Source organism: Paenibacillus beijingensis, from assembly GCF_000961095.1.
GTDB classification, from domain to species: domain Bacteria; phylum Bacillota; class Bacilli; order Paenibacillales; family Paenibacillaceae; genus Paenibacillus_O; species Paenibacillus_O beijingensis.
The window spans coordinates 1,067,890-1,083,838 of the sequence record NZ_CP011058.1 but is presented as its reverse complement, the minus strand read 5'-3'; the positions used below and the strand labels follow the sequence as shown (position 1 = coordinate 1,083,838).

Genomic DNA, 15,949 nt, shown 5'->3' with positions numbered 1-15,949 from the left:
CAGCTGGCGGCCCTTCTCCACTGTTATATTTTTTGGATGAACAGCCGTCTTGTGGACACGAGCAGCGCCAGCAGACAAATTCCCATGGCCGTCCAAAAAACAGTATGAAGGCTGGCCATCATTGCTTCTGCCGCCGGCGCCGGGCTTCCGTCCGACAAGTGGTACAGCCGTGTCGAATAAAGCGAGACGGAAAAGGAAGTGCCGAGGACCATACCGACGTTGCGCACCAGCGCGTTCAGCCCGCCCGCCGTACCCAGCTTCGCCGGCGGCACGGAGCCAAGCACGCTGGAATTGTTGGGCGACTGAAACAGTCCGCCGCCGAGACCGAACAGACACAAGTGCAGCCCGACGGCCCAGGGACTCTCGTGTGTCGAAAGTGTGGTGAGCAGTCCGAAGCCGAGCGCGTTCACCGACAGGCCGAGCGTGGTGAGAAGACTTGAACCGATCCGGTCCGACAGCCACCCGGAAAAAGGGGCGATAACAGCCATCGTCAGCGGATAAAGCATCATCGTGTAGCCGGTAAGCTCGGCGCTGTAGCCAAGCACCTTTTGCATATAGAAAGGCATCATCACATTGGTGAAAAACATGGCGACAAACGACAAGAATGCCGTTACATTTCCGATGGCAAAGGCGGGAACCCGGTACAGGGTGAAGTCCATCATCGGATTGGCGGTCCGTCTCTCCCACAGTCCGAAGCCGGTCAGGAGCGCGGCGGCGAATGCGCCTCCGGTTATTGTCGCTGCCGAGGACCAGCCCCAGGCTTGACCGTTCGACACCGTGTAGAGGAACGAAATGCTGCCTGCTATGAACAAAGCGGAGCCGATATAGTCGAACGGCCCGACCCGGCGCTGCTTGCCGCTGCGCGGAAGAATGAATAAGCCTACGATGAACCCGATCAGACCGATCGGCACATTGATCCAAAAAATCGAAGGCCAGCCGAGCCGGTCGACGAGGATGCCTCCGATTCCGGGTCCGGTGAGCGCACCGAGCGACACCATCGTGCCTGTAATGCCGATCGCGCGTCCCCGGCCGCCCGAGGCGAACGTTTCCGCAATGATAGCCTGACTGTTCGACATGAGGCTGGCCGCCCCGAGCGCTTGCAGCACACGTGCAACGATAAGCGTCCCGAACGATTCGGAAAGGCCGCACATGGCCGAACCGGCGGCAAACAGCAGAAACCCGTAATTGTACACCCGTGTCCGCCCGAAAATATCGGATATTTTGCCCATTACGGGAAGGATCGCGCATATGGTGAGCAGGTAAGAGGTCAGCACCCATTGCGCGATTGTAATCGGTACGCCTATGTCGCTTGAAATGGTCGGCAGGGCGACATTGGCAATGCTGGCGTCCAAAGTCGACATGAACGTGCCGAAAGTTACATTGGCGAGGATGAGCCACTTGTTTGAGAGCCTGGCTTTTTGTTTGATGTCGCTTGCGCCATGAATCATAAACGGGAATCTCCTTTGACGTCTGGATCGGCTTGGCTTCCTAAGAGTGTGTTCAATAAGTATAGCACGTCTATGTCGTCTAAAGCGCTCCGGGACCGATAATGTCAAAAAGCGTTTCGGAAGCGGAATCGTCTTCGACACGAAGTCGTGAAAACAGCCGCAACCGTCGAATTTCCCGGGAAATAGGAAGAACGTCAGACGTAACTGGTGCCCTGCGGGAGGTGCGACGGCGCGTGATGGCTGTCAACGCCGTAGGGCCAACAGATGGATGTATGCAATCCGCATCAAGTCCGCATATCAGGCATAGAGATGATAAAAAGCAGAATTATCCACATTTTTCGAAAAAATAGGAGAAAAACACTTCCAAATCTTTGAAACGGTGATATAATGTCAGTAACAACGATGTGAGATTGATAGAAGATTTCCTGACTTTAACAGGCGGGTTATTCCTTTTTTTGCTCATCTTAAAATGTTTTTTTCCTGCCGTTCTTTCTCTGCACGCACGGTAATTTTCCTAAACTATAACGAATTCACGTCCTTAATTATTGACCCTGTCAATCTTCCGCCGTTAAAGCGTTCCGCCGCGGAACGCCCCCGCAGTCTGCATGATCGCTAACCTTCGGTTTCACGTTCATTTATTTATATATTGTCACGATAACCAGGGAGAGGATGTTGACACTATGGGAAGAGGAAAAGTCAAAAGTCTGCTGGTCGGTACGCTTGGGACGCTTATTCTGGTTACGAGCGCATGCGGAAATTCCGGAGGTGATAATACTTCCGAAAGTACCGGTGAAGGCGGACAATCCGCGGCCAAGCAGGTGACGCTGCAGTTCTGGACCATTTCGCTGCAGCCGAAGTTCAACGATTTTTTCAACGGGCTGATCGACAAGTATGAGCAATCCCATCCCGGCGTCACGGTTGATTGGAAGGACTATCCTTATGATGCGATCCAAAGCAAGCTGCTGGCGACGGCTGCCGGCGGAGATGCTCCCGACGTGGTTAACTTGAACACGGAGTTTGCCAACCAGCTTGCGACCAAAGGTGCGCTTGCAGACTTGACGAGTCTTGTGGGCGACGATGTAAAAAGCAGTTTTTTTGACGGCATATTCAACTCCACCGTATTCGACGGGAAGCCGTACGCGCTGCCGTGGTATACCGGCACACAGGTGCTTTACATGAATAAAAGTTTGCTGCAAAAAGCCGGCCTCGATCCTGCGAATCCGCCAAAAACGAAAGAAGAGCTGTACGACTGGTCGCGGCAAATCAAGGCAAAGGCCGGAGCGGCAGGCTTCGCAACCCAGTTCGCGGCCAACCTGTTCCCGAGCGAAGGCGTGCCGATTCTGGATGCGGACCGCCAGAAAGCCGCTTTCGACAGCGAAGACGGCATTGCCGCGGTCGCGGAATTGAAAAAGCTCGTCGACGAGGGAGTTATCCTTAAGGACGATGCGAACTTCGACAAGCAGATCCAATACTACTCCAGCGAGCAGGTGGCCTTCGAGCTGTCCGGTCCTTCGTTCATTAACTTCCTGAAGACCGCGGCGCCGGATGTCTACAATAACACGGTGGCGGTGCCGCTGCCGACGGGCAAAGGCGATTTGCGCTATTCCAACTCGATGAACGTCGTCGTGCCGAAAGGATCCAAAAATCCGCAGCAGGCGGCTGAATTTGCCGCATTTATTACGAATGCCGAGAATCAAACCGCATTTTCCAAAGACTCCAACACGCTGCCGTCGACGAAGGAATCGATTAAGGACCCGTTCTTTTCCCAATCGGATAATACGCTGGAATCGCAGGCGAAGATCGCCTCCGCGCAGAGCCTGGACAAAGCGCAGGAGTATTTCCTTGGTGTCCCGATGGCTTCCGATATCAACAGCGCAATCGCCCGTGAGCTGCAAAAAATTATGCTGGACGGAGGCGACGTGAAAGCGGGCGTGGATTCGGCGGCCAACCAGGTCAACGACATTATCGCCAGCGGCAGCTAAGCCGCAAAACAGCCGCCAGAAGGCGATCTGCTCAGATTAACTCGAAGGTGGTGACGTAAGTGCGCGTAAAGCGGCTGCGCTCCGATGCTTTGACGGCATGGACATTCATGGCTCCGGGCTTGCTCGTTGTCGGCGTGTTCGTTATTTTTCCGATCGTGTACAGCGTTCCGCTTGCTCTGACCAATTACTCCGTGCTTGGAGAGACGAAGTTTGTCGGCTTCCATAATTTCGAGCGGGCGTTAGGCGACCGCAGCTTTCTGATCTCGCTTTGGAATTCGATGCTGTATATCATCATCGTCCCGTTTATCCAGATTATTTCCATCTTGATGGCGATCCTTGTAAACAGCAAGCTGCCGGGCATCAAAGGCTTCCGGACCGCCTTCTACATTCCCGTCGTCACTTCGATGGTGGCGGTGGCGCTTATATGGAACTGGCTTCTGAGCAGCAACGGGGTCGTCAATTATGTGCTCATGGAGCTCGGAATCATTCATTCCAAGGTTGGGTGGCTGTCCAGCAGCAAAACGGCGCTGTACGTGCTTATGTTCATTACGATGTGGAAAGGGCTCGGCTATTATATGATGCTTTATCTGGCCGGGCTGCAGGCGATTCCGGGCGATCTCTACGAAGCGGCTGTTGTCGACGGCGCCACGCGTCTGCAGGTCATTGCCCGCATTACGATCCCGCTGCTGCGTCCGTACGTGTTTTTTTGCAGCCTGATTTCGCTGATGGCGGCCATCCGCGTATTCGACGAAATGTTCGTATTGACCAAAGGCGGTCCGGGAACGTCGACGCTCACTTCCAGCCTCTATATCTATCAGCAGGGCATTATGCAGTTTAATTTCGGTTATGCGTCGGCGCTTGGCCTTGTCGTCAGCGTCATCATCGGTCTGCTGAGCATCGTGATGTTCAAGGTCAATCAGAAAGGCGGTGTCAATCCGTACTGATGAATAAGACCGCAATCACTCAGCCGGCGCTGCAGCGTTCAGTGGAGCGCGGCGCGAAGCGAACCCGGACAGCGGGCAAAACGCTCAGTTACATCGTCGGCTATGCGCTGCTCGCCCTGCTCGCGCTGTTCATGACGGGACCGTTTCTGTGGCTGCTCAGCGTGTCGCTTATGCCGGGAAAAAACGTTTTTTCGTACCCGCCGGCCATTTTTCCAACGTTCGTCAAGCTCGATAATTACACGCAAGTATGGGATTTCATGAACTTTCCCAAATATATCGGCAATACGCTCATCATTACCGCGATGGGTCTCGTGCTCAACCTGATTCTGTCCGCTCTGACCGCCTATCCGCTCGCCAAACTGCATTTCCGGGGGCGCGGGCTCGTATTCGGCATCCTGATTTCAACGATGATCATCCCGTCTTCGACGGCGCTGGTTGTCCACTACTTGACGCTGCGCTGGCTCCATCTGCTAGGCACTTACATCGGCGTCGTGCTGCCGTCGGCCGTATCGGTTTTTAATATTTTTCTGCTGCGCCAGACGTTCATGGGCGTGCCAGACGACATTCGGGATTCCGGCAAAATCGACGGCGCCTCCGAGCTGCGCATCTGGTGGCAGCTGATGCTTCCGATGGTGAAGCCCGGCCTTGCGGTCGTCGCGCTGCTGGAATTTATGGCTTACTGGAACAACTTCCTGTGGCCGATCGTCGTACTGGACGATCCTTCGCAGTATCCGCTTGCAGCCGCGCTGACGTACTTGAACGGCCAGTTCTCGTACAACTTCGGCTGGATAGCGGCGGGGACGATCATCTCGGTCGTGCCGATCATCCTTGTGTTTCTGTTCACGCAGCGATATTACATGGAAGGCATCTCCGGCGCGGTCAAAGGATAACAACCGGAAGAGGGCAATTCGGACAAAAGGAGCAATCCCTAAGCGAATGAAACGCGTCCCGAAAGGACAGGTGCATACACAGATGGACCAAATCGGTGGAGGGAAGATCGTCTACCTGCCGCTTGACGAGCGGCCCTGTAATTACGAATTCCCGCATTTGCTGGCGCGGGGAACCGACGCAGCGGTGCTGCGCCCGGATATGGAACTTATGGGCCGCAAAAAAACGCCCGGAAACACAAAGGAACTGTTCCGGTGGCTGGAGGCGGAGTGCGAGGACGCTTACGGAGCGATCGTGTCGCTCGACACGCTGCTCTACGGCGGCATCGTGCCTTCGCGGCTGCACAGCCGCAGCGCGGAGGAGTGCCGGGCGGCTCTCACGCAGCTGCGGCGGCTGAAAGCGCACAATCCGCGGCTGAAGCTGTATGCGCTGCATCTCATCATGAGATGCCCGCAGTATTCCAATGCCGACGAGGAGCCGGATTACTATGACGACTGGGGGCGCGAGCTGTTCCGGCTCGGATACATCGGCCAGCGTGAGGAACTGGGCGTCGCGCTCCCGGAGGAATTGGAGGAAATCTCGAGCATCCGCGCAGAGCTGCCGGATCACATCCGGGACGATTATTTGAGCCGCCGGGCCGTTAACGTCGAAGCGAACAAGGCAGCGCTGGAGCTGGTTGCGGACGGAACGATCGATTTTCTCGTCGTTCCGCAGGACGACTCTGCACCTTACGGCTGGACGGCGAAAGACCAGCAAGCGGTTCGCGCACGCATCGCTGAGCTTGATGTAGAGCTGAAAGCGCTGATGTACCCCGGCGCCGACGAAGCCGGCTGCACGCTGCTTGCACGGATGCTGAATGAGAAGAACGGCACGGTCCCCTTGCTTTATCCACGCTTCTCCAGCGTACAGGGGCCGTTCGTAACGCCATTGTATGAGGACCGGATTTTCGGAGAGAGTCTGAAATATCATATTTTGGCCGCCGGCGGGTTAATGGCGCAAAGCGCGGCGGAAGCCGACCTTGTGCTGCTGGTCAACACGCCCGGCGAAACGATGATGGAGGCGGTTTCGCAGCAGCATCCGCTCGTCGGTTACCAGGTGCAGCGCAATATCATCGAGCTGGTTGAATACGGCCGTTATGCGATGAAGCGGCTCGGCAAGCCGGTGGCGGTCGCGGATGTCGCGTATGCGAACGGGGGCGACCTGCAGCTGCTCAAGCTGCTGCGGCAAAAAGGAGTTTTGTTTGAGCTGGCCGGTTATGCCGGCTGGAATACGAGCGCCAACTCGCTCGGCACCGTGCTTGCGCAGCTGATGATTTACGCCATTTATGGCCGGACGGCGGGGCATTTGGATTTTTTGGCGCTGCGGTTCACGGAAGATTTCGGGTACTGCTCGGCCGTCCGCCGCAAGCTCGCAAACGGACCGGTTAAGGAACTGGGCTACAACTATTTCGGCGTGGACGGCCAGCGGGGTAAGGTGGCGGAAATGGTGCTGGAGAGCCTGGAGCGTTTCGCGGAGGCTCATATCGACACGGATGAGATTACGGTCCGGATTACGGACTGCTATATGCCTTGGAGCCGCATGTTCGAAACGGGACTGACAGTGCAAGCGGTCGTGAAAGCCAGCGTCTCCGGCGGAGCTGGGCAGAGAGGCGCAGCGGAAGGGGCGGCCCCCGAAGCGGACCCCGGACCGTTCTCTGAAGGGAAAGGAGCCGCAGCAGCGGAAAACAATCACGCAAGGGGATGACAGCAATGAATCTTTTTGAAAAGGTACGGCACGGGGTTGTCGTTTCGTGCCAAGCACTGCCGGATGAGCCCTTGCACGGTTCGGAAATAATGGCGCGGATGGCGAAGGCGGCGGAGGAAGGAGGAGCTGTCGCAATACGGGCCAATACGAAAGAGGATGTACGGAGCATTAAGCAGGCGGTTTCGCTGCCCGTAATCGGGATCGTCAAACGAAATTATGACGGATTCGATGTCTATATCACCCCTACGACAAAAGAAGTGGATGAGCTGATAGAGGCGGGGGCGGACATGATCGCTTTTGACGCGACGAGACGGAACCGGCCGAACGGGTGCACTCTGGAGAATCTCGTCGGCTATATGAAGGCGAGAGGTGCGCTCGCAATGGCGGATGTCTCAACGATGGAAGAAGCGCTTTATGCCCAGCAGCTCGGTGTGGACTGCGTTTCCACGACGCTTTCGGGCTATACGCCGTATTCGAGGCAGAACGGCGGCCCTGACTTTCGTCTTGTGGAGCAGGCTGCCGGCGTGCTGAACGTCCCTTTATTTGCCGAAGGCAGAATAAGCGAACCGCAGCAGGTGGCGCTGCTGCTCGCAATGGGAGCCCACTCGGTCGTCGTCGGCTCGGCCATTACGCGCCCGCAGCTCATTACCCGGCGATTCACTTCCGCAGCCAAGCGGCGCACGAGCGCAGATGAGTCTGAAGTTACAAACTAACGCGTACGGTTGGGATAACGCGTACGTTTGGGCAATCGATAGAACGAGCGAGGGAATATCAGAATCAAGGCGAGGAGAGGACAGATGACCAGCGAAAAGGAACAGGATGTAACGGCCGATATTCTCGTGATCGGCGGCGGGCTCGGCGGTACTGCGGCAGCGCTCGCGGCGGCCAAAGCAGGGATGCGGGTCGTCATGACGGAAGAGACGGATTGGATCGGCGGCCAGCTTACGACCCAGGCCGTTCCGCCGGACGAGCACCGGTGGATTGAACAATGCGGCTGCACCGCCTCCTACCGGGAATTTCGGGAGCGGGTTCGCCGCTATTACCGGGATCATTACCCGCTTACGGAACAAGCGGCGAACAATCCGCTGCTCAATCCAGGTAACGGCTGGGTGAGCCGGCTGGCCCACGAGCCGCGCGTTGCGCTTCGTGTGCTTCAGGATATGCTCGCCCCGTACGTGAACAGCGGAAGGATTCGGATTATGTACGAGACGATGCCCGTCCGGGCAGTAACGGCGGAGAACCGCGTGGAAGCTGTCGTCGTAAGAGACCTCAGAAGCGGTACGGAGACGGCGCTGACGGGACGCTACGTGCTGGACGCAACCGAATGCGGGGATCTGCTGACGCTTACCGGTACGGAATATGTCATTGGTGCGGAATCCCGCAGCGCCTTCTTGGAGCCGCATGCTCCAGAGGCAGCCGATCCTTTCGATGTGCAGGCCATTACGCACGTGGCAGCAGTCGATTATGTTCCGGGCGGAAACTTCACGATTACCGAGCCGGAGCAGTACCGGTTCTGGAAATCGTTTATCCCCACATTCTCGGCGCATCCGCTGCTCAGCTGGTATGCGACGGATGCGGACGATACGACGCGGACGAAGCGGTTTACTCTTTTTCCGAACGGGCAGGGGATTGTATCGCTTTGGGATTACCGGCGTATTCTCGACCCTGCGAATTTGGCTGGGCCGCTTTACGACGGGGAGCTGACGCTGCTGAACTGGCCGCAAAACGATTATTTTTTGGGCAGTGTCGTAGATGTTCCCTTCCTTGTTAGGAAAGAGCGGCTGGAAGCGGCCCGGCAGCTTACGTTGTCGCTTGTATATTGGCTGCAGACGGATGCGCCAAGGCTGGACGGCGGGAAGGGATTCAGCGGCATCCGGCTGCGCGGCGATGTTCTCGGCACGAAAGACGGCCTGGCCAAGTCGGTCTATATCCGCGAGTCCAGACGCATTCAAGCGATGACGACCGTTACCGAGCACGACGTGAGCAAGGAATTGCGCGGCGGCCGCGGGATCAAAAGACTCGACGACAGCGTCGGTGTGGGCAGCTATCATTTGGATCTGCACCATACGACCGCATCGAACCGCAGCTTCTACATTCCGAATTATCCTTATGAAATTCCGCTCGGAGCGCTGCTGCCGATCCGTATGAAAAATGTATTGCCCGCTTGTAAAAATATCGGAACAACCCAAATTTCCAACGGCTGCTTCCGACTTCATCCGACGGAGTGGAATATCGGCGAAGCGGCCGGATTGTTGGCTTCGTACTGCGTTATAAACGGGATCGCTCCCCATGATGTGAAGCGCGACATGGAGCAGTTGGAAAGATACCAGAAACTGTTGACCGACCACGGAGTGGAGCTGCACTGGCCGGAAAGCGTGGAAACCGAAGTGCTGCTGTAAGATGAGCGAAGCCGAAGCGCTTTCTTACGATGTCGTGGTGCATCGATCGCATAATCGGAACCGCAAGAGACCATGATGTTCATGACAATATTATTGGGAGGGATCAATAATGAAGACAAGGACGAGATGGCTTGTGACGGCGGGTATGGTTTGCAGCTTGTTGGTTTCAGCTGCCGCCTCGGCTGAAGAGACAATTGTCCCGGTTAGTGAACTGAAGCCGGCGGCTCCGATGAGCAAGCCGTCTCTGACGCCGACAGGAGGAGCGCTGATCCTCAGCGATTCGCCCGAATCGCCCACGACGGAAGGCGCGTATTACCGGGACCGCGTCACGGGCCAGTTTCGGGTATTTTGGCATCATGCCAATATGACGGGAGCACCGCTCAACATCGCCGTTGCAGTCACCAATACGTCCAACGAGCCTGTCATGCTATTCACTGAAGGACAGGGAGTGGGTGTCGATTATTATCCCGACTTGGCCGGACAGGATGCGCTTGCCGCTTACATGAACACGCACGGCAGTAAAAAAATGACCGCCTTGCTCCAGCCCGGCGAAACGTACGAATTAAGCGCCAGAACGCCCGATACGTATACCGTCAGCGGAATCGTTCAGCTGCATGCCCAATCGCAGCGCGGCAACGAAGACGCTACGGTGACGGTGACGACGCTTGGCTTCGTTACTCCGCCCGAACATCCGGAACAAGTGCCCATACTGCCGGGCGATGTTCACGTCAGAGGGACGTTCCCGCATTTTGACCGGACGGGTACGCTCACCTATAATACGACCGCCGGCAATTCGCTTATCCGGATTTCATCCGCGCCATCCGGAAAATGGAGCGACAGCATGCCGGGAGAATACGAATACGGCATTAATGCCATCGACGGGAGCACGGTCGTGAACAGCGGCAACTACGGCGTCATGTATAATCTAGCCGTCGAAATCAATAACGAAAGCGACAACAAGAAGCTCATTTCCGTTTACGACAATCCGTCCGGAGGCGCCGGGCATTACGTAATCGGATGGGCGGGCAGTATTTTGCAAAGCAGCTTTTTGGATTATACGAGAGCGTGGAAATTCACCGAGTTTAAAGTGAACAAAAAAGGAAAAACGGTACAAGCCAACCTTAGCCTGACAGGGGGCGCTGCCGGTCCCCAGGTGCTTTACTTCACAAACAGCGACTTGTAGGAAGAACGGCTTCCAAGCCGGACGATCAGCCTTTCGGAACCATGCGCATGGACGCGGTTCCGAAAGGCTGTTTTTTTCTCTCTCGATCCTTTTCCGTCGATGTTCTCTCAAGGATGTTTTCTCAATGATGTATTCTCGTAGATGTTTTACCGATCATGGATAGACCTGCCGTTTTTATTCTCCAATCGGCCTTGGCGTCAACGTATGGTGCCGGGTATGGATCCTTTTGGATACTATCCCTTTGACTCAGGAGAGAAACCGTCGAATACTTTCTCACAGTCCTACTTAGATGCTGCTTAATGCCACCGATTGGCTAGTGTCCCTTCCTGAGAGAATGGGATAATGCCGTAAAGCTGTCGTATAGATGTCTGAAGCCGCCAAGTAGCCCGCGAGCCTTTCTGAGTGAATGGGATAGTGCCGTAAAGCCGGCTGAAACTGAGAAGTAGCCCGGGCCTCTTTCTGAGCTAATGGGATAGTGCCGTAAAGCCGCCTGAAGTATCCGAGTAGCTCGTGCCCTTTTTTCTGAGCTAATGGGATAGTGCCGTAAACCGCTGAACAGGCGATAGCGGCGATGCGCTCGGATTGGCAAGCAGCATTGGATGGAGCGAAGTCAACCGCCGGGATGGAACGAAGTCAACCGTCGTCTGGCCGGCTGCGCCTCGGTGGAATCGGTCGCTAAGTAACTTCTCTGCATTGTTATATTTTTACTTTCATCCAGTCCCCATTAATAGTGAATGAGGCGGGAACGACCGATTCCTGAAAAATGTGGCGATGTTTGAATTGTATGGCATAACGTTAATGGGTTAAAATAAAGAATCGGTTGTTTAAGGCCGTAAAGTAATGAAGGCCATCGGGGGGGATAAAAATGAAAACGCAATGGTTTTTGATTCTTGCTTTATTATTTGCGCTTGTAATTGCTATTTTTGCCGTTATTAATGTCGAACCGGTCGGAGTTAATTTCCTCTATAAGACGACGCAGATCCCGCTTATTCTCGTGATTCTGGCTTCCGCGCTGCTTAGCGGACTTATGGTCGGCATGTTCGGGATCATTCGGATATTCCGGCTGCAGCGGACGATCCGCTCGCTGGAGAAACAGGTTGCCGAGCTCAAGCTGGAGATAGTAGCGGGAGAGGAAGCGGCTGCGGGCGCAGCTTTGGGTACCCCGGTTTATTCCGCGGCGGACAACGACGGGGAATTAAGGGGCGGCTCTTCGCAATTCGACCGGGAATCCGGCAAAGCGGGAGCCAATTCTTAAAGTAAAGGCCGGGAAGCCGACCTTGAGAACGATACGCATCTGCTGGTACGGCAAATCGACGTAAAGCGCGGCGGAATACGCCGCGCTTTTGTCGTGCACGTCAACTGCCGGCACGGCCCGGACGCGTTGTGAAACTAATATGAAGAGTAAGCGAAGATGGGAGAGGGATAGATGAGCTGCGAGCACTTGACGCTGCATACGGACAAATACCAGATCAATATGATGTATGCGCATTGGATACAAGGATCGTTGAACGACAAGGCGGTCTTCGAGGTTTATTTCCGCAAGCTGCCGTTCGGCAACGGGTACGCTGTTTTTGCCGGGCTGGAGCGGATTGTCGACTATATAAAAAAGCTGCGCTTCAGTGAGGAAGAGATCGATTATCTGGGGAAGCAGGAGGAGCAGTACAAGCCCGAATTTCTGGAGGAGCTGCGCAGGCTGAGATTTACGGGCAATATCGACTCGGTGCCGGAAGGCACGCTCGTCTTTCCGCACGAGCCGCTCATCCGTGTGGAAGCGCGCATTTTCGAGGCCCAACTGGTGGAAACGGCCATACTGAACTTTTGCAACTATCAGACGCTAATTGCCACGAAAGCTTCGCGGATTAAAGGCGTCGCCGACAACGATATTTTGCTGGAGTTTGGAACCCGGCGCGCGCAGGAAGCCGATGCTGCCGTATGGGGCGCGCGCGCCTCATATCTGGCCGGCTTTCACGCCTCCTCCAACATGCGTGCCGGTATGATGTTCGGTATTCCGGCCAAAGGAACGCACGCCCACTCCTGGGTTCAGGGGCACGATTCGGAGGCGGAAGCGTTCGACAAATATGCCGAGGCGCTGCCCGATTCTGTAACGCTGCTCGTCGATACGTACGATACGCTGCGCAGCGGGCTTCCGAACGCCATCCGGACCGCCAAGGCGCTGGAGCGGCGGGGCAAGAAGCTCGATGCGATCCGGCTTGACAGCGGCGATTTGGCGTTGTTGTCGAAGAAGGCGCGGCGGATTCTGGATGAGGCAGGGCTTCCCGATGTTAAGATCGTGGCGTCCAACGACTTGGACGAGCATATCATTTTCAACCTGAAAGCACAGGGTGCGAAAATCGATATATGGGGGGTAGGCACGCAGCTCATTACGGCGTCGGATCAGCCAGCGCTGGGCGGCGTGTACAAGCTGGTCGCCCGTGAAAACGGCGGCGGCACGTATGAGCCGGTAATCAAAATTTCCGGCAACCTCGATAAAGTTTCCAATCCGGGTGTCAAGGATATCTACCGGCTTATCGATTTGGAGAGCGGAATGGCTGCGGGCGACTTCATGACGCTGCGCGGCGATGAGCGCCCGGCAACAGGTGAAACGCTGACGCTTCTGGATCCCGGCCATCCGTATTTGCGTGAGGAGGCGGCCGGTTACCGGGCGGAGCCGCTGCTGCGCCGCGTGTTCGAGAATGGGGAACTGACCGGTACGCTGCCCGCTTTGGAAGAAGTCCGCGATTACCATAAGCGGCAGATGGAGCTGTTCCGGCCGGAATATTTGCGGAAGCTGCATCCGGAGCCGTATCCGGTATGGTTCAGCGAAGAGCTGTGGCAGCTCAAGACCGATATGATCAAGCGCTATCAGAACCGGAAATAACGAGTGAGAGGGTAACAATTACGGGAAGAGGGGAAATGCTAACGTAAAAGAGGTTCCAAGTTAGCAGAGAGGCGGTCAGGCGGATGGACGGCAACAGGGGGATACCGGTTCAACTGCGATTTTTATTGTGGCTGGTGAACCATTTTGTCTGGATGACTGGCAGGCCGCTGCCCGCGATGCGTCCCCGTATGCGGCTGTTTCTGAGATTGATGGACCGGTTTGCGACGGAGCGGGCCCGCGGCGCGTTTACGGTCCGGGACGAAACCGTTCCCGCTTCCGACGGCTATGAGATTCCTATACGGCTGTATATCCCGCGCACGCCGGGGCCGCTGCCGATGCTCGTTTATTATCATGGCGGCGGTTTTGCGCTTGGCAGCCATACGGTTCGCGACCGATTCAACCGGACGCTGGCGGAGAAAAGCGGCACCGTGCTCGTATCGGTCGGATACCGGCTGGCGCCGGAGCACCCGTATCCGCGGGGAGTCGAGGACGCCTACGACGCGCTGCGCTGGTGCGCCGAGCATGCCGCCTCATTCGGCGGCGATCCTGCGCGGATCGCCGTGGCCGGCGAAAGCGCCGGCGGCAACCTGGCCGCGGTTGTCGCGCTGATGGCCCGCGACCGGGGCGGGCCGCGGCTGCGCTGCCAAGCGCTGCTTTATCCCGCCGTCGATCTGACGGGACATCAGCCTTCGGTGTTCGAGAACGGCAGCGGCTATATGCTGACCATCCGGCTCATGAAGCAATTCGTGCAAGGCTATGTGCCTGACAAAGAACGACGCCGTCAGCCTTACGCGTCCCCGTTGTTTGCCGAACGGCTGGAGGGACTACCGCCCGCGGTCATCGTGACGGCGCAGTTTTGCCCGCTGCGGGATCAGGGGAAGCAGTACGCGCAGCGGCTGCGGCAGGCGGGCGTGCCGGCCGTTTACCGCTGTTATGCGGGGATGATTCATGATTTCACCGCCATGATGTCGCGGATTTTGGGATCGGCAAAAAATTCGCTTCATCTGGCGGCAATGTTTATCCGGAATGCTGTAAGAGCGGATTGACTCGAGCTTAAATAATCGGTTCGAGGGTGGAGGAGAGGAACGGAATGAACGATTTATCGGGGGCAGAAAAACCCGGCGGCGACTTGGAGCGCGATTGCGACGGGCTGCGGATCGAAAACGATCGGCTGCGGGACGAAAACGAGCAGCTGCGGGTTGAAAACGAGCGACTGCGGACCGAAACCGAAAAGATGCAGCTTGAAAACGAGCGGCATGCGGAGCGGCAGGCCGAATTGCAGGCCGAAGTGGCACGGCTGCGCGCGGAAGCAAGCAGGCTGCGGCTGCGCCAGAGCAAGCCCGCCGCGTCGGGAGAACGGATGTCGACCAAGCTTAAGGATGCGCTCCGCGAGTAGTTTTTTTGTAGATTGCAGACGTTTCGGTATAATAGAAGCAGCGGTAAAAACGTATTCAGAGGTTGGAAGAAAAGGAGGCTTATGTGAATGATGGCGCAAACAAACGAGCAGCTTGCGACGTTCGCGGGCGGATGCTTCTGGTGCATGGTTTCACCGTTTGAGGAAATGCCGGGCATCATCAAAGTGGTATCCGGATATACGGGCGGCCATACGGTTAACCCGACCTACGAGGAAGTGTGCTCGCACAAGACGGGCCACACCGAAGCGGTGCAGATTACGTTTAATCCGGATGTGTTTCCTTACCGGAAGCTGCTGGACATATTTTGGCAGCAGATCGACCCGACCGACGCGGGGGGACAGTTCCACGACCGCGGCGACTCGTACCGGACGGGCATTTTCTACCATAACGAGGAACAGCGCAAGCTGGCGGAAGAATCCAAGCGGGAGCTTGCGGAGAGCGGCCGCTTCGACAAGCCGATTGTAACCGAGATTACGGCTGCGGGTCCTTTTTACCCGGCGGAAGATTACCACCAAGACTATCATAAAACGAACCCGTTCAGATATAAAATGTACCGGAAAGGGTCGGGACGCGACGCGTTTATCGCGAAGCATTGGACGATGAAGAAGAACGAGGACGACTTGCGCGCGCGTCTGACGCCGATCCAGTTCGAAGTGACGCAGAACAACGCGACGGAGCGTCCGTTCACGGGCGAATATTGGGACCATACCGAAGACGGCATTTACGTCGACGTCGTATCGGGCGAGCCGCTGTTCAGCTCCAAGGACAAGTACGACGCGGGCTGCGGCTGGCCGAGCTTCACGAAGCCGATCAACAAGGCGGACGTGACGGAGCACACGGACTCGAGCCACTTTATGATCCGCACGGAAGTGCGCAGCCGCCAAGGCGATTCCCACCTCGGCCACGTCTTCGACGACGGTCCGGAGCCGACGGGACTGCGCTACTGCATCAATTCGGCCTCGCTCAAGTTTATTCCGAAGGATAAGCTGGAGGAAGAAGGATACGGCGAGTACGCCGGCTTGTTCCGGTAAATTTGCCGCTTCCCGGCGCTGCACGGGTGCTGTCACTT

At 56.4% G+C, this 15,949-nt stretch carries 13 protein-coding genes; 12 read left to right on the top strand and 1 reads right to left on the bottom strand.

Annotation, left to right across the window (positions count from 1 at the left end; genetic code table 11):
- Positions 1–23: 23 nt before the first annotated feature.
- Positions 24–1,448 carry an MFS transporter gene (locus tag VN24_RS05000; protein ID WP_045669512.1) on the bottom strand — a complete coding sequence of 475 codons (1,425 nt, stop codon included), beginning with the start codon at positions 1,446–1,448 and terminating at the stop codon, positions 24–26.
- A gap of 680 nt (positions 1,449–2,128) precedes the next feature.
- Between VN24_RS05000 and VN24_RS04995 the strand changes: the two genes are divergently transcribed.
- The 12 genes from VN24_RS04995 to msrB all read left to right on the top strand — a co-directional run bounded on the left by VN24_RS04995 (position 2,129) and on the right by msrB (position 15,911).
- Positions 2,129–3,430, top strand: coding sequence for an ABC transporter substrate-binding protein (locus VN24_RS04995; protein WP_045669511.1), 1,302 nt, complete (start codon positions 2,129–2,131; stop codon positions 3,428–3,430).
- Positions 3,431–3,489: 59 nt separating this feature from the next.
- Complete coding sequence (locus tag VN24_RS04990) at positions 3,490–4,374, top strand: carbohydrate ABC transporter permease (RefSeq protein WP_238590832.1); 885 nt, start codon at positions 3,490–3,492, stop codon at positions 4,372–4,374.
- Positions 4,374–5,264, top strand: a complete 891-nt coding sequence (locus tag VN24_RS04985) for a carbohydrate ABC transporter permease (RefSeq protein ID WP_045669510.1) — start codon at positions 4,374–4,376, stop codon at positions 5,262–5,264. The genes VN24_RS04990 and VN24_RS04985 overlap by 1 nt, the downstream gene beginning before the upstream one ends.
- An 82-nt stretch (positions 5,265–5,346) precedes the next feature.
- Positions 5,347–7,005 (top strand): DUF4127 family protein, encoded by a 1,659-nt coding sequence (locus VN24_RS04980; protein ID WP_082084180.1) that lies wholly within the window; start codon positions 5,347–5,349, stop codon positions 7,003–7,005.
- Complete coding sequence (locus tag VN24_RS04975) at positions 7,002–7,718, top strand: N-acetylmannosamine-6-phosphate 2-epimerase (protein ID WP_082083622.1); 717 nt, start codon at positions 7,002–7,004, stop codon at positions 7,716–7,718. Before VN24_RS04980 ends, VN24_RS04975 begins: the two co-directional genes overlap by 4 nt.
- Positions 7,719–7,802: 84 nt before the next feature.
- Complete coding sequence (locus VN24_RS04970) at positions 7,803–9,404, top strand: FAD-dependent oxidoreductase (RefSeq protein WP_045669508.1); 1,602 nt, start codon at positions 7,803–7,805, stop codon at positions 9,402–9,404.
- Positions 9,405–9,513: 109 nt separating this feature from the next.
- Complete coding sequence (locus VN24_RS04965) at positions 9,514–10,587, top strand: hypothetical protein (protein WP_045669507.1); 1,074 nt, start codon at positions 9,514–9,516, stop codon at positions 10,585–10,587.
- 865 nt (positions 10,588–11,452) lie between these two features.
- The gene (locus tag VN24_RS04960; protein ID WP_045669506.1) at positions 11,453–11,842 is read left to right on the top strand and encodes a LapA family protein; all 390 of its coding nucleotides are present in this window, start codon (positions 11,453–11,455) and stop codon (positions 11,840–11,842) included.
- 171 nt (positions 11,843–12,013) lie between these two features.
- A complete protein-coding gene (locus VN24_RS04955; RefSeq protein ID WP_045669505.1) occupies positions 12,014–13,465 on the top strand; it encodes a nicotinate phosphoribosyltransferase in 1,452 nt (483 codons plus the stop codon).
- A gap of 83 nt (positions 13,466–13,548) precedes the next feature.
- Complete coding sequence (locus VN24_RS04950) at positions 13,549–14,511, top strand: alpha/beta hydrolase (protein ID WP_052702797.1); 963 nt, start codon at positions 13,549–13,551, stop codon at positions 14,509–14,511.
- A gap of 44 nt (positions 14,512–14,555) precedes the next feature.
- The gene (locus VN24_RS04945) at positions 14,556–14,861 is read left to right on the top strand and encodes an MreC domain-containing protein (protein WP_045669504.1); all 306 of its coding nucleotides are present in this window, start codon (positions 14,556–14,558) and stop codon (positions 14,859–14,861) included.
- Positions 14,862–14,948: 87 nt separating this feature from the next.
- A complete protein-coding gene (gene msrB / locus VN24_RS04940; RefSeq protein ID WP_420798600.1) occupies positions 14,949–15,911 on the top strand; it encodes a peptide-methionine (R)-S-oxide reductase MsrB in 963 nt (320 codons plus the stop codon).
- Positions 15,912–15,949: the final 38 nt, after the last annotated feature.